Origin of the sequence: Corynebacterium marquesiae, from assembly GCF_030229635.1 — a bacterium.
In the GTDB taxonomy this organism is placed as follows: Bacteria; Actinomycetota; Actinomycetes; order Mycobacteriales; family Mycobacteriaceae; genus Corynebacterium; species Corynebacterium marquesiae.
The window spans coordinates 59373-81540 of sequence record NZ_JASPII010000006.1 but is presented as its reverse complement, the minus strand read 5'-3'; the positions used below and the strand labels follow the sequence as shown (position 1 = coordinate 81540).

The 22168-nt window shown below is 60.2% G+C and carries 22 protein-coding genes; 8 read left to right on the top strand and 14 right to left on the bottom strand.

Going from position 1 to position 22168, the window contains the following annotated elements:
- Position 1: 1 nt before the first annotated feature.
- The gene (locus tag QP971_RS05560; protein WP_284811047.1) at positions 2-1339 is read left to right on the top strand and encodes a hypothetical protein; all 1338 of its coding nucleotides are present in this window, start codon (positions 2-4) and stop codon (positions 1337-1339) included.
- Here the strand turns inward: QP971_RS05560 and QP971_RS05555 are convergent, their stop codons facing one another.
- From QP971_RS05555 to QP971_RS05540, 4 genes are all read right to left on the bottom strand, one after another.
- Complete coding sequence (locus QP971_RS05555; protein ID WP_284811048.1) at positions 1340-2320, bottom strand: 4-(cytidine 5'-diphospho)-2-C-methyl-D-erythritol kinase; 981 nt, start codon at positions 2318-2320, stop codon at positions 1340-1342. It lies immediately after the preceding gene.
- Positions 2321-3181, bottom strand: a complete 861-nt coding sequence (rsmA, locus tag QP971_RS05550; protein ID WP_284786510.1) for a 16S rRNA (adenine(1518)-N(6)/adenine(1519)-N(6))-dimethyltransferase RsmA — start codon at positions 3179-3181, stop codon at positions 2321-2323. It abuts the gene before it with no gap.
- A 72-nt stretch (positions 3182-3253) separates the two neighbouring features.
- Positions 3254-4435 (bottom strand): resuscitation-promoting factor, encoded by a 1182-nt coding sequence (locus tag QP971_RS05545; protein ID WP_284811049.1) that lies wholly within the window; start codon positions 4433-4435, stop codon positions 3254-3256.
- 285 nt (positions 4436-4720) lie between these two features.
- Positions 4721-5548 (bottom strand): TatD family hydrolase, encoded by an 828-nt coding sequence (locus QP971_RS05540; RefSeq protein ID WP_284811050.1) that lies wholly within the window; start codon positions 5546-5548, stop codon positions 4721-4723.
- A gap of 25 nt (positions 5549-5573) precedes the next feature.
- On the opposite strand from QP971_RS05540, the gene QP971_RS05535 reads away from it, so the two are divergent.
- Both QP971_RS05535 and QP971_RS05530 read left to right on the top strand, forming a co-directional pair.
- A complete protein-coding gene (locus QP971_RS05535) occupies positions 5574-6068 on the top strand; it encodes a GNAT family N-acetyltransferase (protein WP_284811051.1) in 495 nt (164 codons plus the stop codon).
- 10 nt (positions 6069-6078) lie between these two features.
- Positions 6079-6579, top strand: a complete 501-nt coding sequence (locus QP971_RS05530) for a GNAT family N-acetyltransferase (protein WP_198492754.1) — start codon at positions 6079-6081, stop codon at positions 6577-6579.
- Positions 6580-6711: 132 nt separating this feature from the next.
- Here the strand turns inward: QP971_RS05530 and metG are convergent, their stop codons facing one another.
- The 3 genes from metG to rsmI form a co-directional block, all read right to left on the bottom strand.
- Positions 6712-8544, bottom strand: a complete 1833-nt coding sequence (gene metG, locus QP971_RS05525; protein WP_284811052.1) for a methionine--tRNA ligase — start codon at positions 8542-8544, stop codon at positions 6712-6714.
- A gap of 153 nt (positions 8545-8697) precedes the next feature.
- Entirely contained in the window at positions 8698-10554 is a 1857-nt protein-coding gene (locus QP971_RS05520; RefSeq protein ID WP_284811053.1) for a BCCT family transporter, read from the bottom strand.
- Positions 10555-10801: 247 nt separating this feature from the next.
- Positions 10802-11656 carry a 16S rRNA (cytidine(1402)-2'-O)-methyltransferase gene (rsmI, locus tag QP971_RS05515; protein ID WP_284811054.1) on the bottom strand — a complete coding sequence of 285 codons (855 nt, stop codon included), beginning with the start codon at positions 11654-11656 and terminating at the stop codon, positions 10802-10804.
- A 24-nt stretch (positions 11657-11680) separates the two neighbouring features.
- Between rsmI and QP971_RS05510 the strand changes: the two genes are divergently transcribed.
- Positions 11681-13300: a protein O-mannosyltransferase gene (locus tag QP971_RS05510; protein ID WP_284786499.1), complete on the top strand. Its 1620-nt coding sequence runs from the start codon at positions 11681-11683 to the stop codon at positions 13298-13300.
- 17 nt (positions 13301-13317) lie between these two features.
- On the opposite strand, the gene QP971_RS05505 is transcribed toward QP971_RS05510, so the two are convergent.
- Both QP971_RS05505 and QP971_RS05500 read right to left on the bottom strand, forming a co-directional pair.
- Positions 13318-14019, bottom strand: coding sequence for a zf-HC2 domain-containing protein (locus QP971_RS05505; protein WP_284786498.1), 702 nt, complete (start codon positions 14017-14019; stop codon positions 13318-13320).
- Positions 14006-14419, bottom strand: a complete 414-nt coding sequence (locus QP971_RS05500) for a DoxX family protein (protein WP_049379053.1) — start codon at positions 14417-14419, stop codon at positions 14006-14008. Before QP971_RS05500 ends, QP971_RS05505 begins: the two co-directional genes overlap by 14 nt.
- Before the next feature lie 156 nt (positions 14420-14575).
- Between QP971_RS05500 and QP971_RS05495 the strand changes: the two genes are divergently transcribed.
- Positions 14576-15253 carry a DNA-3-methyladenine glycosylase I gene (locus QP971_RS05495; protein WP_284811055.1) on the top strand — a complete coding sequence of 226 codons (678 nt, stop codon included), beginning with the start codon at positions 14576-14578 and terminating at the stop codon, positions 15251-15253.
- 53 nt (positions 15254-15306) lie between these two features.
- Here QP971_RS05495 and sepX read toward each other — a convergent pair whose 3' ends face one another.
- From sepX to QP971_RS05475, 4 genes are all read right to left on the bottom strand, one after another.
- Positions 15307-16683: a divisome protein SepX/GlpR gene (sepX, locus tag QP971_RS05490; protein WP_284811056.1), complete on the bottom strand. Its 1377-nt coding sequence runs from the start codon at positions 16681-16683 to the stop codon at positions 15307-15309.
- 143 nt (positions 16684-16826) lie between these two features.
- A complete protein-coding gene (locus tag QP971_RS05485; protein WP_284811057.1) occupies positions 16827-17537 on the bottom strand; it encodes a GNAT family N-acetyltransferase in 711 nt (236 codons plus the stop codon).
- A complete protein-coding gene (gene glp, locus QP971_RS05480) occupies positions 17537-18847 on the bottom strand; it encodes a molybdotransferase-like divisome protein Glp (protein ID WP_269953247.1) in 1311 nt (436 codons plus the stop codon). Before glp ends, QP971_RS05485 begins: the two co-directional genes overlap by 1 nt.
- A gap of 55 nt (positions 18848-18902) precedes the next feature.
- The gene (locus tag QP971_RS05475; protein WP_284811058.1) at positions 18903-19829 is read right to left on the bottom strand and encodes a UTP--glucose-1-phosphate uridylyltransferase; all 927 of its coding nucleotides are present in this window, start codon (positions 19827-19829) and stop codon (positions 18903-18905) included.
- A 67-nt stretch (positions 19830-19896) separates the two neighbouring features.
- Here QP971_RS05475 and QP971_RS05470 point away from each other — a divergent pair, with 67 nt between their 5' ends.
- The 3 genes from QP971_RS05470 to mscL all read left to right on the top strand — a co-directional run bounded on the left by QP971_RS05470 (position 19897) and on the right by mscL (position 21825).
- The gene (locus QP971_RS05470; RefSeq protein ID WP_239273864.1) at positions 19897-20472 is read left to right on the top strand and encodes a 5-formyltetrahydrofolate cyclo-ligase; all 576 of its coding nucleotides are present in this window, start codon (positions 19897-19899) and stop codon (positions 20470-20472) included.
- Positions 20473-20520: 48 nt separating this feature from the next.
- Positions 20521-21222, top strand: coding sequence for an SAF domain-containing protein (locus QP971_RS05465; protein WP_239273863.1), 702 nt, complete (start codon positions 20521-20523; stop codon positions 21220-21222).
- Between the two features lie 111 nt (positions 21223-21333).
- On the top strand, positions 21334-21825 hold the full coding sequence (gene mscL, locus QP971_RS05460; RefSeq protein WP_284791889.1) for a large conductance mechanosensitive channel protein MscL: 492 nt from the start codon (positions 21334-21336) through the stop codon (positions 21823-21825).
- Positions 21826-21936: 111 nt separating this feature from the next.
- Here mscL and QP971_RS05455 read toward each other — a convergent pair whose 3' ends face one another.
- The gene (locus QP971_RS05455; protein WP_080970467.1) at positions 21937-22155 is read right to left on the bottom strand and encodes a hypothetical protein; all 219 of its coding nucleotides are present in this window, start codon (positions 22153-22155) and stop codon (positions 21937-21939) included.
- Positions 22156-22168: the final 13 nt, after the last annotated feature.

The window sequence follows — 22168 nt, the reverse complement described above, 5'->3', positions numbered from 1 at the left end:
TATGAAGCATTACACACTTTCCCTCTGCGCGGTGCTCTCTGCCGCGGCAGTAGCCATTACCTCCTGTTCCGCCCCCACCGAAGAGGAAAAGGACTCCCTGCACTCCCACGACCACGCGCATAGCGAGGAGGACCACGCTCACGAGCACGACCATGAGCATGAGCACGGCCATGACCACGCCGGGCACTCGCACGAAGGTTTCGAAGCCGAGGAGGGCGAGACCGAGGTAGCCCAGCTGCCCACCCGCATTGTCATTTCCCACGCGGAGGGTCTGCGAGCTTATGACGCCAAGACCGGCAAGGTAATCGGCGAGGACAAAATGAATGCCTTCCTGCGCCTGAGCGATGCCGGCGACGACCGCCACGTCATGGTCACCAAAGGCGATAGCTTCCTCACCTACGACACCGGGCGCATCACCAAGGGCCACGGCGATCACAACCACTACTACACCGCTGAGCCTTCGCTTGGCGACGCCACTATTAACGCACCCCATGCCGGCCACGTGGTCCACCACGACGGCTTTACCGCACTATTTTCCGATGGCGATGGCGTAGCACGGATTTACAAGACCGAAGACATTGGCAATGACGATGCCCAGCCGGTCAATACCGTAGACACCGGCGCCGCACACCACGGCGTGGCTGTACCACTGAAGGATGGCTCGGTAGTTATCACCAAGGGAACCGAGGACGAACGCCACACTATCCAGCATCTGGATAAGGAGGGCAAGGTCCTTACTGAAACCACCGAGTGCCCAGGCGTGCACGGCGAGGCCGCCGCTGGAAACGGCAATATCTTCTTCGGCTGCGAGGACGGCCCTGTAATCTTCGATGGCACAAAGTTCCACAAGGTGGACGCCTCCGCCTATGCCGGCGCAGGCGGCTACCAGCGCTCGGGCAATGCTGCCGGTTCGGAGGAATCCGATGTCATTCTGGCCGATAATAAGACCGACGAGGATGCAGAACTCGAGCGCCCCACCTCCGTGACCCTGGTGGATACTAAGGACTTTTCCGCGAAGAAGGTTGACCTCGATGCTTCCTATTGGTTCCGCTCCCTGGCCCGCGGCCCGCTGGGCGAGGCACTGGTGCTCACTACCGACGGCAAACTCAACATCATCGACCCAGATTCCGGCGAAATCACTTCGCAGATCGATGCCATTTCCAGGTGGAAAGAAAATAAGGAGTGGCAGCAGCCGGGGCCCATCCTGCAGGCTGCCGATGGCTACGCCTTTATTACCGACGCCCAGAAAAAGCAGCTCGTGGTCATCGACCTCCTCCAAGAAAAGGAAGTTAATCGTTTCGACCTCGACATCGAGCCCACCGAGATGATGGTGCTCTAGCTACAGCACCACGGCGCCGCTAGCAGGACCATGGGTAGCCACACCCTTGGTGCCGGGAATTTCCACCGTCACTTGGGAGACCACTTCCTTAGCCTCCTCTGCCCCAGCGCAGAGGAAGGCACAGGTCGGACCACTGCCGGAGACGATACCCGCGAGGGCTCCAGCAGCCACACCCGCCTCCAGCGTCTTGCGCAGGTCCGGGCGCAGGGAAAGCGCCGCCGGCTGCAGGTCATTGTGTAAGTGCTCTGCCACGCGGTGCGGGTCGCCCGAGATAAGCGCCTGCGATACTGCCGTAGTATCCATGTGCGGCGCGCCGCCGCGACCCTTTTCTCGCATTTCATCCAGCTTGTGAAAGACCTGTGGGGTAGATAGCCCGCGGTCCGAAGCGATGAGCGCCCAGTGGTAGGTACCGCGCGCCATCATCGGGGTAAGCTGCTCGCCGCGCCCCGTACCGAGCGCGGTGCCACCCAACAGGGTAAAGGGAACATCCGAGCCCAGCGCCGCGCCGAGCGCGTCCAAGATCGGCTCACCCACCGAGTCGATGTTGTAGTAGCCGCCATAGCAGCGCTCGGCTAAGCGCAGCGCGGCGGCCGCATCAGCAGAGCCGCCCGCCATGCCTCCGGCGGTAGGGATGGCTTTGTGGATTTCCAGCGCTACCTCCGGCAGCGCCTTTGGTCCATGGGTGGTGTATAGGTACTGCATGATGCGGTTAACCGCGGTCCACGCCAAGTTTGTGTAGTCCTCCGGCACACCCTGTGCATGAGGGCCGGTGACCTTTAATCCTTGAATGCGCGGCTTATCCACCTCGGGATTACCCAAGTCCGTGAGTGTCACGGTGTCATGCAGCTCCAAAGACTGAAAGACGCTGGCGAGCTCATGGAACCCATCCCCGCGCGGTTCCTCCACGCCGAGGTGGATATTGACCTTCGAGTGAGCGCGCGCGGTATAGACGAATGGATCGCTATCTAGCGGTGCACTCATTTAGATTCCTGCCAATCGTACGTAGTCCTCCACGGCGAGCTTTTCACCGCGCTGCTTCGGATCGATGTCCGCCGCTCGCAGGGCTTCCTCGGCGGCGGCACCCGAACCAAAGTGGCCGGACAATGCCGCGCGCAGGGTCTTGCGGCGTTGGGCAAAGGCGGCGTCGATAACCGGCCAGACCTTAGCCCGCGACTCATCGGTGACTGGCCAAGGAGCATCTTCAAAGACATCGATGCGCACCAGCCCAGACTCAATATTGGGCGCGGGCCAAAAGACGTTCTTGCCAATCGTGCCAGCCTTGGAGACCTTGCCATAAAAGCCCGCCTTGACCGAGGGTACGCCATAAACCTTGCTGCCCGGCTGGGCGGCGAGACGGTCCGCCACCTCTAGCTGGACCATCACCAGCACGCGGCGAATGGAGGGAAATGTCTCCAGCAAGTGCAGCAGAACCGGTACAGCGACGTTATACGGCAAGTTGGCCACGAGGGCAGTCGGCTCCGTGACGTCAGAATCCGTCACGCGCAACGCGTCCTTTTCCACTACGCGCAGGCGGTGTGCATACTCAGAGGCACGCTCGTCCACGGTATCGGGCAGCTGGGCGGCCAAACGGGAATCGATCTCTACCGCAGTCACCTCCCCCACGGCCTCAACCAAGCCAAGGGTCAGCGATCCCAAGCCGGGGCCTACCTCGAGGACGCGATCTGTGGGATCCAGCTCCGCCGCGGCGACGATGCGCCGGATGGTATTCGGGTCATGCAGAAAGTTCTGCCCCAGCTTCTTCGTGGGCACGATGTCGAGCTTCTCCGCGAGGGCGCGGATCTCTACAGGACCCAAAAGCGCGGCGCCGGTGGAATTAGTCATGCCTTCTAACTTAGTAGAAGAGACAAAAAGGCCGCACACCACAGTGGGTGTGCGGCCAAGAAGCGCTGCGGTTTAACGCAGGCCCAGCTTGGAAGTACATGCCGGCCATGCGCCCCAGCCCTGAGCGGCCTGCACCTTTTCTGCCACGGCAATCTGCTGCTCGCGGGAAGCCTGCCATGCCTCCGGTGCGTACTCGGTGCCACCGAATGCTGCCCAGGTAGATGGGGTGAACTGCAGGCCACCGGAGAAGCCGTTGCCGGTATTAATAGCCCAGTTACCGGTGGCCTCACACTGTGCAATGGAATCCCAGACGGAGCCATCGGCCACCGCCGGAGCAGCAGCACCGGAGTTGCCGCCCTCCTTCAGCTTTTCTTCCTCAGCCTTCTTGGTGCCGCGGGCGATGGTGGCGGCCTTAGGCTCGACGGTTACCTTTTCCTTGATGACGTCATTGGATTCCTTAGCGCCGTCCTTCATTACCAGCTTGTGGGTAATGACGCGCTTGCCCTTAACGCCTTCCTCGCGAACCTCTTCGGTGCCCTCTTCCAGCTCCGGGTCATCAATGTAATTAGGCTCGGCGTCAAACTCTTCTTCCGAGTCATAAACGGTGGTAGATACCTGGTCCACCTTGATGGACATGCCCTCGGTAACCTTGGTCTCCTTGGACGGGAAGACGCGGTCATCGTCATCAACGTCGATATTGCGGGCCTTGAGAACGTCCTCAACGGTCTTAGCGGCAATCTTGGTGTAGGTTACCTTGCCGCCATCATTAATCTTGACGATCTTCGGGGACACAACCTCAAGGTCCATGCCCTCTTCCAGCTGGGCGTCCTCGTCCACGTCAGCATCACCGGACTTCACAGAAGCACCCTTGACCACGCCGCTGAGGTTACCCAGCAGGTCAGAAACGGTGAGGTCGGTGGTGGACAGCTGCTGCTGCACGCCATCGATGGTCACGGCTACTGGCTTGGCGGTGCGCACGGAGATCTCATCGCCATCACCCACGGACTCGGACGGGGCTGGGGAGACGATGTCCTCCTCGCCTACCTGCACGCCGGCTGCCTCCAGCGCGCCATCGACATCCTTGGCAAAGGTAGCCAACTCCACCTTGTCGCCGTTGATGTCCACGGTGACATCCTTTTGTGCCGCAACGGCTACCACGCCGCCGACGGCTAGGGTGCCCAATACACCACCCGTTGCCAGGCGCAGTGGCAGCGAGCGGGAGTTATTGATGCGCTTGATCTGATGAGGTGACATGCTGAATGAATCTCCGGTAGTGCAGGTTTCAACAATTACAAGAGTTTAGGCCAGCAAAGTTGTCCACGCAGGCGTTTGCTTTACTGAGATCCGCTGCTGCCGCACCAAGGGTGGCGCTGCAGGATCCTAAAACCTAAACGAACGATTAATAACAATACGATAACAGCCCCACAAAGTCGAGGACTAATCCACCACACGCCTCACTGGACACACAACCGCCACACCAAACACCCCCGCCACCTCTGACCAGCGGGTTTTATTTTTGTGAAAACCGTCACCTAGGCGTTAGCGCAGGCCATAGACACGATCAAAAGTGTCATTTACCTCCGCCGCTAGCGCTTGCACCGTCTGGTGGCGCACGCGAGCGATGCATTCATATGTGTGCCCGATAAGAGCCGGTTCATTGCGCTGGCCCCGGTAGGGCTCTGGCGTCATATATGGCGCATCGGTTTCCACCAATAACTGGCCGGCCGGCGCCTTCGCCGCCGCCCGCCGCAGCTCGGCATTGCGCTTGAAGGTGACGTTACCGGCAAAGGACAATACGTAGCCGCGCTCCAAGGCCTCCTCTGCCACTTTCAGCGGCGAGGAAAAGCAGTGCAGCATAACGGTGTCAGGCGCGGGGGCGTCGGCAAGAATGCGCAGCAGGTTCGCATCCGCCTCGCGGTTGTGAATCATCAGCGTCTTGCTATGGCGCACCGCAAGGTCAATATGCCAGCGCAGGGATTCCTCCTGCTGGGCCATGGTCGCGGTGGTCTCCGGTTCGTGCTGCACCCAGTAGGCATCGAGGCCGGTCTCTCCCACTGCTACGCAGCGCGGATCAGCCACCATCTCCTCCAGTGCCACCTTGGTAGGTGCATCCAACTCGTTGGCGCGCACTGGGTGGATGGCACAGGCGGCATAAACATCCGGAAAGGAATGGGCAGTAGCCAGCGCCGCTGCCGATTCACGGCGGTCATCGCCCACCGTCACCATGCGGCTAATACCGGCGGTGCGCGCGCGATTGACCAGCACCTCATCGGTGTCCTTATGTGAGAAAAGATGCGTGTGCGCATCGATGAGGCCGCTTAGGCCCGGTGCCGGAACGGGGGTGGGACGTCGCTTCTTTTTAGCCATGTAGGCAATTGTAATATTGGCTGCCATGTTGATCAGACCCGCTGGCCTTGCGGATGTGCCCGCCATGACCGAGACCCTCAACTGGGCCATCGAGCACACCGATGTTATTTTCCGCACTACCCCGGCTAACATCGCAGAGCGCGAGGCCTACCTGCGCCACATCTGGGAAGAGGGCTGCCCGTGCTTCATCGCGGAGTCCGATTCTGGCACCTACCTGGGGTGGGCGCTCTACCGTCCTTACCGCGATCCGCAGGTGTGGACGGGCTGTTATGAGACCACCATCTATCTCTCCCCTGCCGCTCAGGGCCAGGGCGTGGGAACCGCGTTGCTTGGCGCCTTGGTAGATGCGGCCCGCGCCGATACAAAGGTTCATTCCCTGCTCGCCCTCATCGTCTCCACCAATGCGACATCGCTAAAGTTGCATGAAAAGTTCGGGTTTGAAAACGTGGGTACTCTTAAAGAGGTTTGCTACAAGTTCGATCACTGGTTGAGCCTCACCCACCTACAACTTCTGGTGTAAAGGAATTTCTATGCATATCCGTCCTGCTGAGCTTGCCGACGCCCCCGCACTCACCGCTATCTACAACGCCGGCTCCGCAGCGAAACCCGCCGCTAACCTGGTCACGTGGCAAGAAGATGTCTCCGACCGCGAAGAGTGGCTCAAGGAGATGTTTAAGGCCGGCTCCCCGGTCTTCGTAGCCGTGCACGATGATGAAATCATTGGCTGGGCAGCCTACTTCCAGTTCGTAACCCCCGCCATCTATTACGGCACCGTGGAAGATTCCGTCTACATTGCGCCCTCCGCTCAGGGCAAGGGAGTGGGCTCCGAGCTTCTCGACGCCCTTATGGACGTCGCCGCCGACGACGCCTACGTACAGACGATGATCACCTATATCGTCGATACCAACGAGGGTTCTATCGCCCTGCACAAGAAGTTCGGCTTCACCGAGACCGGCCGCATGCCGAATATCCATACCAAAGATGGCGTCCGCCTCGGCTTGGTGCACCTCCAGCGCGATTTCGAGCGCTAAACCCGCAACCACCGTCCAGGCAAGGATTCGGGTATTTCGTACTCCTTCCTTCCAGACCGGAATACAGAAACGGCCGCGTTATGCTCTTTTCTTTGTTGAAAAGAGGCAATAACGCGGCCGTTTTAGGTGCTGCTACTTAGTAACAGGCGCCCACTCTGGGCCGGTCTCGCCCAACTCTGGGTCGAGCTTAGAGATGAGTGGCTTCGGCTTGGCCAAGGCGGCGCCCGGCTCTACCTGGATGCGCTCCCACTTTGCCTGCTGCTGGGTGTAGTCGCCCATGATGACCGGATACTCGTGACCCTCTGGTGGCAAGCCAGCACCGACGAGCTCTACGGGGATATCATCCTTGACATCGTGGACCTCTGGCTGGGCTGCCCACACGCCGCTACGGCCCAAGGTTTCATGGACCTTCTGCGCGGTAAACGGCAGGTACGGCGTGAGCATGACATTGCAGTCAGAAACCACCTGGAGAGCCGTCCACAGCACGGTAGCTAGGCGCTCACGCTGGGCCTCATCCTTGGCCAACTTCCATGGCTCTTGGTCTGCAATATAAGCGTTGGCTTCGCCGACGACGTGCATGATCGCGGTAATCGCCTGCTTGAACTTGGACTGCTCCAACAAAGCACCGGCGGTCTCGAAGGTCTCTTCCGCCAGCTGCAGGATCTCCTTATCCTTTTCTTCCAGCGCTGCTGGTGCCGGAACCTCACCGAAGTTCTTAAACGCCATAGAAACAGTGCGGTTGACCAGGTTGCCCCAGCCATTGGCCAGCTCATTATTGATACGGCGGACGAATTCATCCCAGGTGAAGTCCGTGTCATTGTTTTCCGGACCGGCCACGGCAATGAAGTAGCGCAGGGCATCTGGGCCAAACTCCGCCAAGAAATCCTTGACATAGATGACAACGCCCTTGGACGAGGAGAACTTGGAGCCAGACATGGTCAAGTACTCAGAGGAGACAATTTCCGTAGGCAGGTTCAACTCGCCGTACTGGTGGAGTTCACCGCCCTTGTTGCCCTTGCCGGCATAGCCCAAAAGCTCGGCCGGCCAGATCTGGGAGTGGAAGGTGATATTGTCCTTGCCTTGGAAGTAATAGTGGCGGGCCTCCGGATTCTGCCAGAAGTCCTTCCACGCCTCCGGCTGACCAGTGCGGTATGCCCACTCGATGGAGGAAGACAGGTAACCGATAACCGCATCGAACCACACGTAGAGCTTCTTAGCGTTATTGTCCTGCCAGCCCTCAACGGGGATCGGAATGCCCCAGTCAATATCGCGCGTCATGGTGCGCGGGCGCATATCCTCCAGCAGGTTCAGGGAGAACTTCAAGACGTTCGGGCGCCAGTCCTCACGGGTGGAAAGCCACTTTTGCAGCTCCTCCTTGATGGAGGGCAGATCCAGCAGGAAGTGCTCGGTTTCAATGAACTTTGGGGTCTCGCCGTTGATCTTGGATACCGGGTTGATCAGGTCCACCGGGTCGAGCTGGTTGCCACACTCATCGCACTGGTCACCGCGGGCGCCGTCCGCGCCGCAGATGGGGCAAGTGCCCTCAATGTAGCGGTCCGGCAGGGTGCGTCCGGTAGACGGCGAAATAGCACCCTGGGTGGTCTCTTTGAGCATGTAGCCATTGGCATACAGGCCCTTGAAGAGTTCCTGTACCACGGAGTAGTGGTTACGAGTGGTGGTACGGGTAAAAAGATCGTAAGACAGGCCGAGGTTGGCTAGGTCAGTGACGATCTGGCGGTTGTAGCGGTCTGCGAGCTCGCGAACGGACACGCCTTCTTTGTCCGCTTGAACCAGTAGCGGAGTGCCGTGCTCGTCCGTACCGGAGACCATGAGTACGTTGCGGCCACGCATTCGCTGGAAACGTGCAAAAACGTCAGAAGGAACACCAAAGCCGGCCACATGACCGATGTGGCGCGGGCCGTTGGCATAGGGCCAGGCAACATTTACTACTACAGACTCAGTCATGGGTTCTACTGTATCGAAGCCGGCTCCTGCCCACACGATTAGGGCAGACATTTACTCCGCAGGTGAACCGCTTTTTCAGAACAAAGCGCCCACCGCTTCCCCACTGCTGAGGAAACGATGGGCGCTATGAAAGCAAACCGCAAAGGGCGCGAATTACTTGCGCTTCATCGGGCGCTTGAGACGCTCGTTGCGGCGCTTCTTAAGTACCTGCGTGCGCTGGTACTCGCGGTGCAAGCGGCGCTCGCGGGCCATCTTGCGCTGGAACTGCTGTGCCTCGCGGTACTCGAGGTAAATAATATCCTCGCTCAGAGCCTTGTAGATGGCGAACATCAGGCCTACGACAATGAACAGGAACGGCAGTGCAGCAACGATGGTGACGTTCTGCAGGTTAGACAGCGCGTCCTCATTAGCCAGGAGCAGGGTCAGGCCTACCAAGGCAGTCAGTGCGCCCCATGCCGCGGATAGCCACGGCTTAGCGGTAGAAGCACCATTTTGGGACATGGAGCCCATCACCGTGGAGGCGGAGTCCGCAGAGGTGATGAAGAAGGTAGCCAGAAGGACCGCCGCAACAATACCGGCAACGAAGCCGCCGGGCATGGACTGCAGCAGATTAAACAGCTCTTCCTCAGCAGACTCGCCGGTAATGGATTCGCCGTTTTGCTCCATGTGGATAGCGGTGCCGCCGAAGATAGCGAACCACAGGGTGGATACGCCAGCTGGAATAAGCAGTACGCCGAGGCAGAACTCGCGGACGGAACGGCCACGGGAGATGCGTGCCAGGAACATGCCCACGAATGGGGACCAGGAAACCCACCATGCCCAGTAGAAGATGGTGTAGCCGGACAGCCACTCACCGGCGGTGCCGTTTTCGGACTCGGCCGTGCGGCCGATCATCTCGGTGAAGTAGTTGAGGTAGTTACCAATGGAGCCAGGAATCTGGTTGAGGATGGTAACGGTCGGGCCCAAGATGAACACGAAGATCGCCAGCACTGCGGCAAGGACCATATTCGCATTGGAAATGTACTGAATGCCCTTGCCCACACCGGACATCGCGGACAGGAGGAATGCGAGGGTAAGAACCAGCACGATGCCGATAACCACAGAATTGGTGGGGTTATCGATGATGCCGGATGCCTTCAAGCCGGCCTGAATCTGCAGGGCACCCAGACCCAAGGAGCAGGCGGTACCGAAGACGGTGGCGAAGATGGACAGGATATCGATGAACTTGCCCACCGCACCGTTGGCGTTACGCTCGCCGATGAGCGGCACGAAGGCCTGGCTCAATAGCTGCTTGCGGCCAATGCGGAAGGTGGAGTACGCGATGGCCAAGCCAACGATGGCGTACACCGCCCAGGGGTGCAGCGTCCAGTGGAACATGGCATAGGCCATGGACGATCCAACGTTGCCAGTGCCCTCGCCCGGGGTGCCGTCACGGTAGTTAGCCAGCGGCTCGGAAGCGCCGTAGAACATCAGGCCAATGCCCATGCCGGCGGCGAACATCATGGCAATCCACGATGGCGTGGAAAATTCCGGCTCCTCATTAATGCGGCCCAACTTGATGGAGCCGAACTTGGAGGCGGCAATAAAGACAACGAACACCACGAAGACGGTGCCGAAGAGGATATAGGCCCAACCGAAGTTGTCCACGACCCAGGTCAGGGCCGAAGAGGAAAAGTTGGCAAAGTTGTCCGGGGCGGCTAGGCCCCACACAACGATCGCGGCGACCAGAACACCGGCGATGCCGACGATGGACCAATCGATTGGCATATTGTCACGATCGGCCGCGATTTCCACCTCAGGATCGTCATAGCGCTCCGGGTGGAAGCCATCGGAATGAATCATATCCTGAAGCTGGCCGGTGGCAGATTGTGCGTCCAGCTGTTCGTCTACAGTCTGATAATTCTCAATAGGCTGCCCGCTCGAAGAAGCAGAGGCCGGCTGCGCCTGTGCGCCGACCGGTTCCTTTCCTTCTTCTGGCACGCCTGTGCCCATATTTTCCGAGTTCGTCATGAGCTATACAGTGGTGCGGAACTACTCAATTATCAAACGAAGCGCGTAGAAACTTCGCTGCTCAACGCCGTTTCCCAGGGATTTTCCACAATAATTTGAAAGGTTTTTACGCTTTATTTCCCCATGTAAATACCACTTTAAGCCGCCCACACGCCCGAGGACTATAACAATTCAATTACAAATCCCCCGTTAGTGAAGCCGTCTACGCGTGCTACGGGGTGTGACGTAATCGAATAAGCGGTGGGGACTAGTCCTTGCGAGCTGCCAAAGCGGCATCATAAAGATCGCGATTAGAAACCTCGGTGCTTTTGGCTACCTGCTTGCACGCGTCCTTCAGTCGCATCCCCGCGTCCGCTAGCTCGAGCGCCTTGGGCACCAAGTCTGCGGCGGTAGTGGCAGCGGCAGTACCGCCCTCAATCACCACGGTGATCTCTCCCCGAGCACCGTCTACTGCCCACTCGGCTAGCTCGCCCAGATTGCCACGGCGGATTTCCTCATAGGTCTTGGTCAGCTCTCGGCACACCGCGGCCGGGCGGTCGGCGCCGAGAATTTCCGCTGCCTCGGCCAAGGTTTCGGCTACGCGGTGAGGAGATTCGAAGAAGACGATAGCTCGCTTTTCGTTGCGCAGTGACTCCAGCCACGCCTTGCGGGGACCGGGTTTGCGGGGTGGAAAGGCGTCGAAAAGGAAATGCCCCACGCCCAGGCCCGAAAGCGCCAGGGCCGTCGGCACGGCAGAAGGGCCAGGAAAACAGGTCACGGGGATATCGCGCTCGGCTGCCTCGGCCACAAGGGACAGGCCCGGATCCGAAATAATGGGCATGCCGGCATCGGTGACGACGAGAACGGTGCCTGACGCGGCGGCGTCGATAAGCTGCTGGGCTCGGTCCTTTTCATTGTGATCAAAATTGGACACCACCCGCCCGGAAATCTCGATCCCTAAAGCCTGGGCCAGATTGCGTACGCGCCGCGTATCTTCGGCCGCGATGACGTCCGCATGCTGCAAGGCATGCATTAAACGCGCGGAGGCATCTCCTACGTTTCCCAGCGGCGTGGCGGCGAGGATTACCCCGCGCGGTAGTGGATCCAGACCTAAAGCAGACATACTTCTAGCATTCCATACTCTTTAATGCGCGGTTGCGCTACGTTGTCGCCTAGACTCAACCAAGTGACTATTGCTACCGCTGCCCCATCGCGCACCACGCACGACACCGTGGCTCCGCCAGCACCCCGCGCCTATGCGTGGGGCAAGGCTGACTGGATAAGCACTAGCGTCGTCGGCGTCCTTGCGCTCATTACCCGCTTTGTCGGACTTACCGCGCCCGTTTCCAAGGGCACGCCCGTCTTTGATGAGAAGCACTACGTTCCCCAAGCCTGGGACATGGTGCGAAGCTGGGATAACCTTTTTATCGGCGGTATCGAAACCAACCCCGGCTATGGTCTAGTGGTACACCCACCGCTGGGTAAGCAGATCGTGGCACTAGCCGAGTGGGTCTTTGGTTATTCCCCTTTGGGCTGGCGTTTTATGACGGCCCTCTTCGGAGCAGCCACCGTGCTCTTGACGATGTCCCTGGCCCGCCGGGTCTCCTTATCCTGGCAGGTAGCAACCCTAGCCGGTCTCATCGCCGTATTTGATGGCGTGCTCTTGGTCTCCTCCAAGTTCGGCATGCTGGATATCTTCCAAGTCTTTTTCGTTGTAGCCGCCGCCTGGGCGCTCGCCCGCGATCATAATCAGATGCGCGAGCGCCTCCACAACGCGTTTTTGAAGGACCGGATGGGCTCTTCCGCCTTCGGCCCGCGCTTTGGATTCCGCTGGTGGCGCCTCCTCGCAGGTGTCTGCCTTGGTCTTTCCCTGGGCGTGAAGTGGTCCGGCCTGTACTTCATCATGTTCTTTGGCCTAATGTCCGTCTTCAGCGACCTTGCCCTGCGCAAGCGCTATGGGGTGCGCCGCTATATCCTCGGTACACTGGTGCGCGATACCCCTGCTGCCCTGGCCTCCCTTGTGCTCGTGCCGGTACTGCTCTACGCCTGGACGTGGCGGGCTTGGTTTTCCTCCGAAACCGCCGTGTACCGCCATGCCAAGGTGGATGGCACCATCGAGGATGGATCGTGGCTGATGCACCTGCCCGATTCTTTGGCCGGCTGGTTCTACTACCATTCCTCTGTCTTGGAATTCCATGCCAGCCTTACCTCCTCCGGCGGCCACCATCACCCGTGGGATTCCAAGCCCTGGGCCTGGCTCGTTGGTGCCCGCCCTATTTTGTATTACTCCTCCACAGACCTGCAGTGCGGTGATGGCAGTAACGAATGCCGCAAGATGCTCTATCTCTTTGGCACCCCGGCCATCTGGTGGCTGGTCATCCCAGCCGTGCTGTGGGGACTGTGGTCACTCATTATTCGGCGCAACCGTGCCTTCCTTATCCCTTTGGTGGGCTTTGCGGCAGGCTTCTTGCCTTGGCTCGCGGCTTTTGACCGCCAGATGTACTTCTTCTACGCCACCGCTTTTATCCCCTTTGTCATCGTGCTTATTGCGTTAGCTTTAGGCCAGCTCATTGGGCATGGCAAGCCTGTGCGGTGGGGATGGTTGAAGAGCTTGGCCGGCGGCCCTGTACGTTGGGGTACCATCGCCGCCGTACTCTACCTAGCCCTGGTAGTGGCGATGTTCTTCTACTTCTCTCCCATTTTGTACGGCTACAAGATTCCAGATTCCTGGTACCACTCCATGATGTGGCTGCCGAGCTGGACCTAACCGCGCCTGAATGAAGTTTATTGCGGCTGTGCATTAAGGGACTTCCACCACGCGCGCACGAGGTAGCCCTTTTCTGCCGCCCAGGTCCACGCCAGGCTAAGAGTTGCCAGCGCGGTGGCGATGAGGAAATACACCTGCTCAATGGTAACGGTACCCAGCGCTATATCGCGCATTCCAAAGCCGAAGAGGAAGGCAAACATCGTGGCCGATACCGGAAGCAGGCCGGTGACCGCTGCGGGGCGCCAGGCGCTGAAGAGTAGGCCGCAGGCCATGCCAAAGCGTACTGCCGCGCCCTCCATCAGCAGGTTGGCTCGCTCCGGATCCGCAGTGGGATCTAGAACTTTTCCTTCCGCGCCCAACGGTACGAGCCCGGAGGCGTGCACGATGAGCACCACTGCCCAGATCGCAAAGATGGCCCCCATAAGCACCATTGCGGCACGCGCAACCGTGAGGTTGGCTTGGCGAGCGCTCGCGGTACGTTGCCATTCCGGCTCCACGCCGGCCAAGATGACATCAGAAAGATCCGTGGGCGGAGCCATGCCGGAATCCACGGGCTCCACAAAGCTCAATGAACGCGATAGCGCGGCCGCCTTGTCACGGAAAGCGCGGCATTCGGCGCAGCTTTCCAGGTGAGTATCAATGACGTCCTGGGACAGATCGGAGTGCTCTCCATCCATGTGCGCGGAGATAGCCGCTTGGACCTGGCTATGCGTCAACATTGCTGAGCACCCCGTCCATGCTGGCTCTACCGGAGCCAAAAATTACGATCATCAGCAGGGATAACAGCAATACCAGTGGGTATTCGATTCCACCATCGGCAGCAAATAGCCCGTGGCCCAGGTGCACGAAATACAGGGCACACCCCATGAGCAATGCGAGTGCCCCGGCGACAAAAGTGGTGAGCAGACCAACGACGAGGAATGCACCGCCGGCCATCTCTCCTATGGCGGCGATATAGCCGGAAAGCTGTGGCTGCGGCACCCCCAGGGCGGAAAATTGCCCCACGGTTTCATCCATGCCGGTCATAAACATCTTGTCCACGCCGTGTGCGATAAAGATTAATCCGAGGACCGCTCGAAAAATTAGCAGTGCGGCATCGCGTACGGCAGGTCTATTCATGCTGAACAGATTACCCTGAACCCCTCACCCGATGCGAAGGCAATGGACTACACCCATGCTCCTGGGAAATTCGCCCTTTAGCGGGGGAAGGAAAAGTACACGGCCACGCGGGCTGTTTCAATGGGAACCACGCACAAAAGATAAAAGGAGAACACCATGAGCGAACCAACCACGCAGTCCGAAGAGCGAACCACCTTGGTCTATGACGATGATGGCCTGGGCCGCCCGCCTTGGGCGATGTCCTCGCCGATGTTAAAGGAGTATTACGACACCGAATGGGGCCTGCCCATTTTCGATGAAGCTGCACTCTACGAGCGCTTGAGCCTCGAATCTTTCCAGTCCGGCCTGTCCTGGGCAGTGGTGCTCAAGAAGCGCGAAGCCTTCCGTGCGGCCTTTTGCAACTTCGATCCGGACAAGGTCGCCCAATTCGGCGAGGCAGACGTGGAGCGTTTGCTTGGCGACGCCTCCATTATCCGCAACGAAACCAAAATCCGCGCCGCGATTAATAACGCCAAGGCGACCATCGCTCTGCGCGAGGAAGGCGGGCTGGCGGAGTTCATTTGGGCCTACCAACCTCCGGAAAACCTCTACCCCACCGCGATGGAGGATATTCCGAAAAAGAGCTACGAGTCCAAGCTCATGTCCCGCGAGCTCAAGAAGAAGGGGTTTCGCTTCGTTGGTCCGGTTACCTGTTTCGCCCTCATGGAGGCCATCGGGATGATTGATACGCACCTCATCGGCTCTCATCGCCGCGGTACCTCCGGGGTGTGGCTGGAGAGCGGCGTGCCGAATTATGGCCTAGCGCAGGAATACAACGCGCTCGCGAACTCGTAGACAGCGAGCGCCGACGAGCTCCACGGCGCTGCTAGCTAGGCCGCCACACGCGCTTATCCAGCGCGGCGGGCCGCTAGGTCATCGCGGCGACCGTAGCCATCCGGCCCGGCGTGCGGGCCGTCAAAGTCGCCGTCCTCACCATCGCTATAGCTCAGCGGAAGATGCACGAAGTCCGGACTCTCATCGTCGATTTCCACGACCACGGCGCCTGGGCGGCGCAGATTGCGCGGAATCTTCAGCTCTTCATCCTCGGCGTTGCGCACGCCCAAACGGGCGCGGCGCAGGTGGCGCACACGGCGGCGCATCAGTGCCTGTTCCTGGCGGACCTGAGAGCGAAGGGCGATCAAGAAGGTCACGGTGAGCACGCCGGCGACCGCAGCCAACCACCAAGTCCAGCCACCAACCACGATGCCGAGGGCCACCGTGAGCACCACAGCCACGGCCAGCCCCAGCAGGGTGCGCTGACGTCGCTGGTAGCGCGTTGCAGACTTTTCCTTTTCCGCTACCGGATCCCAGCCACCGCGGCCCAAGCGACGCTGGGCAAATTCGACCTCGTCCTCAGACAGGTCGGTATCCAAGCCGGCTTCGCCTGCTTCCGTGGCCGCTGCTAGTTTCTCGGACCCCTTGGCCTCGGACACATCATCCGCGCCGGCAGGCTCTACGGAGTCATTCTCCCTGACCTCGGCCTTGTCTACGGCGCCCGGATACATGAGGTCTACCGGCGAGGTATAGGTTTCGTCGTAGGTATAAGCATCGCTCGCCACGCTAGAGACAGCTGGGGCGCTAAAGACCTCAGCCTCGGCGGCGGCAACTTCGGCGGCATCGTTCTTCGAGGCCTTGTCCGCGGCGTCGTCCTCGTCCTCCAGGAGCACGTCATCGACATCGTCTGCCTCTGCGGTGTTGGCTTCCTTATCCGCATCAGCCTGCTGGGAGACAGGAACCGCAGCTGCCTGTGGCTCGACTGCAGACTCGTCTTCTTCTGCAATCGCTTCTTCCACCAATTCGCCGTCGATGGTTTCTGCCTGTTCCTTGGATTCTTCACCCGCGGTGGAGGCGGAAGCGCCAGTAAACGCTCGGCTACCGCTGCCGAAGGGCTGTGACTTGGCCCGGCGTGCGGCGCCGGCAATCGTTACGGAGCGCGACGAGGGCTTGGTGGTCTCGGCATCGGATTCACTGTTGGCAGCGTCTGCAGCCTCGACGACTTCGTAGTCCGCCTCGTCCTCATCGTCACGGCGGTGGACGTCTTCAGCGCGCAGACGCGGACGACGCCGGCCAGCGACCTTGCCGGAATCTCCTTCAAAGAGGACCCGGGTATCTTCAAAGGCCTCACCGGTATGGCTCATTGGGCGATTATTCCTACCCAATAGCCACGGTGCGAGCACGAAGAGCCACACCACGATGATCGCGATAATCGGCACAGCTGTCGACACGAAAAGGACCTTCCCCTTGGATACAGATGATTACTCCACCTTAAACGGTGAAACCGCACCGTAGCACCCCAAATTCGCACAAATTACAATGTTGTGACTTATGTGAAAATTGAGGTGGGAATCCCAGCGGTTAGGCCGCTACTTCACGCCAGTCGTCCAGCTTGACGCAGGCGCTCCACCGCCGTGGAGGCAAAGTCTTCTTTCACCAACGCCACGTAGTGGTGGTCCTGCCACGCGCCGTCGATATGTAGATTGCGCCGCAAATACCCTTCATGCCGGAACCCGTTGGCAGCCAAGACGCGGCCCGAGGCCGGGTTGTGCTCCAGATAGGTGGCGGTCACGCGGTGCAAACCCACCCGTCCAAAGGCATGGTCCACGCCTAAGGCGGTGGCGGCCGTAGCCACCCCGGCGCCGTGAACCGCGGAGTATACCCAGTAGCCAATCCAGCAATCGCGAATGCTGCCATGCTGAATGTTTCCCAGGGTTACCTGCCCTGCGAATTGCCCCTCCACCTCAATGACAAGCGGGATCACCAGCGCCTCACGCGCGGCGGTGCGCAGGTACATCAGGTGATTCCACCACGCCTGCTGGCTATGCGCCGCCGCCCACGGTGCGGCTTGGGTCGGCTCAACCGGACGAAGGAAGCTTTCATCGTCGATGCGCTGACGCCGCCACTCATGGCCGTCGGAACGCAGCAGGGGGCGCAAACGCATCCGCGCCCCCGAGGGAAAGACAGAAGAGGAGGGAAGCTGGACAAAAGGAGTAGATTCCGGCCACCCTGGATGCATGTCATCGGTGGGGCCGGTAGCAGGATGGCGAAACCTATCCGCCGCGTTGCCGAAAGGATCGAGCATTAGCTGCGCTGGGTCAAAAACAACACATCAACTACATCGCCTGGGCGGATTTCTGTGACCTCTTCCGGCACGCGAATCATGGCGTTGGCCTCTGAGAGGCCGGCCAAGAGGTGTGCCGGAGCACCTGCGGCACCGCCGAGGCCTTCCACCAAGTAGTCCGCGGTTTCGGCGTCGCGCATCAGGCGAGCGCGGATGAAGCCGCGCCGGCCGGGGCGAGAATCGATGTGGTTCAACGCGCGGGCACGCACCACACGGCGGTGCGCATTCCGCTTGCCCAGCGCCAAGCGGATAAGCGGGCGGATATACACCTCAAAGACCACAAGCGCGGACACCGGATTGGACGGCAGCAAGAAAGTAGGAATGCGCTCCTCGCCCATCAGCCCAAAACCTTGGACGGAGCCGGGGTGCATGGCCACGCGCGAGGTATCAATATCACCAAGGTCGTCGAGAATCTCGCGGATCGCTTCGGCACCAGCGCCACCCACCGCGCCGGAGATAACCAGCACCTCGCTGCGGGCAATGTGCTTTTCCAACGCTTCGCGGATACGACGCGGCTCGCCCTCGGCAATGCCCACGCGGTGCACCTCTGCCCCGGCTTCGCGGGCCGCGGCAGCCAAGGAATAGGAGTTCACGTCAAAGACCTGCCCCAGCGCCGGCTCTTGGTCCAAGTCAACCAACTCGCGGCCAAAGGAAATGATGGTAATACGCGGGCGCGGATACACCAGCACCTTTGAGCGGCCCACCGCGGCTAGAAGGCCAATCTGAGCTGGACCCAAGACGGTGCCGGAGGATACAGCGACATCGCCAGGCTGGATATCGTCGCCTACCCGGCGCACAAAGTCACCAGAGCGCACCGGGCGGTGGGCGGTAACGCGCTTGCGGCCGCGGTCGGTCCACTCGAGGGGAAGGACGGCGTCGGCAAGCGTGGGCAAAGGCGCACCCGTATATACGCGCACCGCTTGCTTAGGTTGCAGGCGCAGCGGCTGCTTGGAGCCAGCAGGAACCTCACCCACCACGGGCAAGGAACGCTCTACCTCCGGCTGCGGGGAATCCGCATCCTCTTCGCTCTCAGTGGACTGTTCTTCCTGGTCCTTGTGGCGGCGCACCCGCAGACCCCGCTCGCCTCCAATATCCACGGCGCGCACCGCATAGCCATCGATGGCCGCCTGCGGGAAGCCTGGCAGGGGTTGGTTAGCCTGTACCTGCTCGGCGCACATCAAACCCAGCGCGTTGGAAATACCGATGCGCACCGGCTCCGGCGTCGTCGCCGCATCCGTTACCAGCGCCAACTGGTCATCAACTGAACGCATAAGGTCTATGCCCGCCCTTTCTTCGCTTCCACGTCCTTAGCCACTAGGAAAATCCCTAGGCTAAGCCGTGTTCGTCCTCATACTCGGCGATGATTTGCTTAATCGCTTTATACAGCGTGGGGCCGTACTTTTCATCGCGCAGGCCAAAGTCCACGTTGGCGGGAATATAGCCGCCGGGATTGCCCAAATCATGGCGCTTTCCTTGGTGGACTACCACGTGGACGGGCTCGCCCTCCTCAATGAGGAGCTCGATGGCGTCAGTTAGCTGCAGCTCGCCGCCCTTGCCCGGCTTAATGCGGCGCAGGGCATCAAAGATCTTGCGGTCCAAAAGGTAGCGGCCGGTGGCCACGAGGTTAGAAGGGGCATCCTCTACCGCCGGCTTTTCCACCATGCCCACGACCTTCTTCACGCCAGGGGCATCGGTATCTTCCACGTCGAAGACGCCGTAGTTGTAGGTCTGCTCGCGCGGGACCTCGAAAGCGCACAGCACGCTGCCACCCAATGCCGCGCGCACACGCGCCATATCGGCCATGACGGTGGCGGGCAGCACAATGTCATCGGGGAGCATGACGGCGAAGGAATCCTCGTCTTCCCCAAGGATCTCTTCGGCAAGGCCCACCGCGTGGCCCAAGCCCAGCGGCTTTTCCTGCTCCACCGCAACGGGGTGAATGAGCTGGTTGGCGCGCTTAACCTTGGCCACCTGCTCGTTCTTGCCGCGAGATTCAAGGGTCTCTACCAGCTCGGGAAAAGCCTCGAAGTGGCGCATGACTTCTTGCTTATCGGGCGCGGTAATCACCGCCAGGCGGCGCGCACCTACAGAAGCTGCCTCCTCTGCGATGAGTTCGATGCCGGGAGTATCAACAACGGGCAGTAGTTCCTTGGGAACCGTTTTGGTGGCGGGCAAAAATCGGGTGCCCATACCTGCCGCTGGAACTACAACCGTGGTGATTCCGCGGGCGGAATCTTCGCGTTCTATAGCCATGCACAATAGCGTACAACGCCACATTATTTTCCCGTGCACCGCTACGCCGAGGGGTTATGATTTATTTATGACCTCTTCCATTACCGCCAAAAACGAGCTGCGGGCCCGCTTGGTCCAGGCCCGCCGCGAACTTTCCTCCGAGGACCACGATGCCTTTACCGCTGGCGTGCGTAAGCATCTCGAATCCGAGCTCACCGAGTCCATGACCGTAGCCGCCTACTGGCCTTTGGGCTCTGAGCCCGGTGGTGCGGACTTTGTGCCGTGGCTCAAGGCCCATGTTTCCCGCGTCCTCCTGCCAATTTCCGGCGAGAATGGCACGCTGACCTTTGCCGAATACCGCGGGAAGGAAGCCATGCACACCAGCCCATTGGGTTTGAATGAGCCCCAGGGCCCAAGCTTTGATAGCAGCGTGCTGGCCGAGTGCGATCTGGTGCTCGCCCCCGCCATGGCAGTAGATGCCAAGGGCAACCGCATGGGCAAGGGCGGCGGCTACTATGACCGCGCGCTAGAGCCGCTTCCCCACGGCAACCCGCCGGTTTTCGCCATGGTCTACCCCTCCGAATTCCTAGACGAGCTGCCTACCGAGGACCATGACCGCAAGGTTGATGCCGCCGTCACCGCAGAGGGCATCACCCGCTTCTAGTTTTTTGAGTGCGGGAACCATGCGCGGTTTCGGGCAGTCTAAAAGAGTATGCCCACTTCGCGTATACCCCGCCTCGTTTCCACCCTTCGTACCCCTGGCCACCGCCGCGGCGTTGTAGTGCGCCGCGCCATTGCGGTGGCCCTTCTTATTGCCGCGCTGGCTTCGGCCTTGTCTGCGGCTAAGGAACTGCCGCGCGTTCCCGTCTTTAGCCGCGACCTGCCTGCGGGGGCGGAGCTGGCGCTTGCCGACGTCGACTTGGCCCGCCTTCCTTCTTCTTCCATCCCCGATTCCGCGGTAGCGGCAAATCCAGAAGAACTTACTGGTCGCGTGATTACCGCCGCAGCCGGCAGGGGCGAGGTGATTACCGATGCGCGCCTTTTGGGAGAAGACCTCGTCTCCAGCTTGGTCGGTGGATCGGAAGCCGCGGCTGCGCGGATGATCCCAGTCAAGCTCGCCGAGCCAGACATCATCCCCCACCTACACCATGGCGATACCGTGGACGTGGTGACCGCCGTCGATGCCGCGCCCTCCCCTGCTGGAGAGGGCGAGGCGTCCACAACGCCCACCGCGCGCGTTATCGCCACCGGCGGGCGCGTGGTGTCGACCTCTAGCGCCGAAGGCGAGGCCTCTTCCTCTACTGTTTTGCTCGCGCTGCCCCATGACCATGCCAATGATGTTGCCGCGGCGTCGTTAAGCCAGCCGCTCACGGTGGTCATAGTTGGTGATCGCGCTCACCCGCAACAGCACTAGGCCTTTTCAGCCACAACAGTTGTGGTTGGATACCGCCTACATTAAGGTTTCACGATGCCCATGGTTCACACCAAACTTTAGTTATTCCCAGAAAGGTTCGTGCATATCACCATGCTCAAGGGTTTTAAAGACTTCATTATGCGCGGCAACGTCATCGAACTTGCCACCGCAGTCATCATCGGCTCCGCCTTCACCGCGATCGTCACCGCCGTTACTGACTCCATCATCCAGCCGATCATCAATTCCCTTGGGTCTGCTGAGGTGGACGGCCTAGGCTTCCAGATCACCGACAACAAGAACACCCTCGTGGACTTCGGCGCTGTAATCACCGCAGCGATTAACTTCCTCATCATCGCCGCAGTGGTCTACTTCCTCATCGTCATGCCGCTGAACAAGCTCACCGAGGCCGCTAAGCGCCGCCACGGTGTAGACCCTGAGGCTCCGGCACCAACCTCCGAGGAACTGCTCGCGGAAATCCGCGACCTGCTCGAGGCCCAGAATGTCTCCGATAAGGACATCCCGGGTACCGGCATTGACGGTTCCGCCCCCGGCGCTGCCGACGCCGATTACGGTTCTACCGGCGGCGGCCGCCACCAGGCCTAGTACCCTGCGCTGCATATACAACGCAGAGCCCGCGGTTTCATTTCTCCGGAAGCGAAACCGCGGGCTTTTTGGATACCTCTGTGGCTGCAGACCTGCATCCTGTTTTAGGCACTAGCCGCCGTAGTGTGGGGGCTGATTCTCTCGGTAGAACTGTTCATCGCGCTGGCCGGACTCCCCCTCTGCCGCCGCCGAATCCCCGTCATCGACGGTAACGATTCTCTCTTCATCGGCACCGTGGGCAGCGGGTGCGCCGGGTTTATCAGCACTACGGTCATAGTCGGCAGCAGCAGATTGGCGAAATACTCGCCGGCGATTTCTCCGCGACGTCATAGAAAATTCCCTG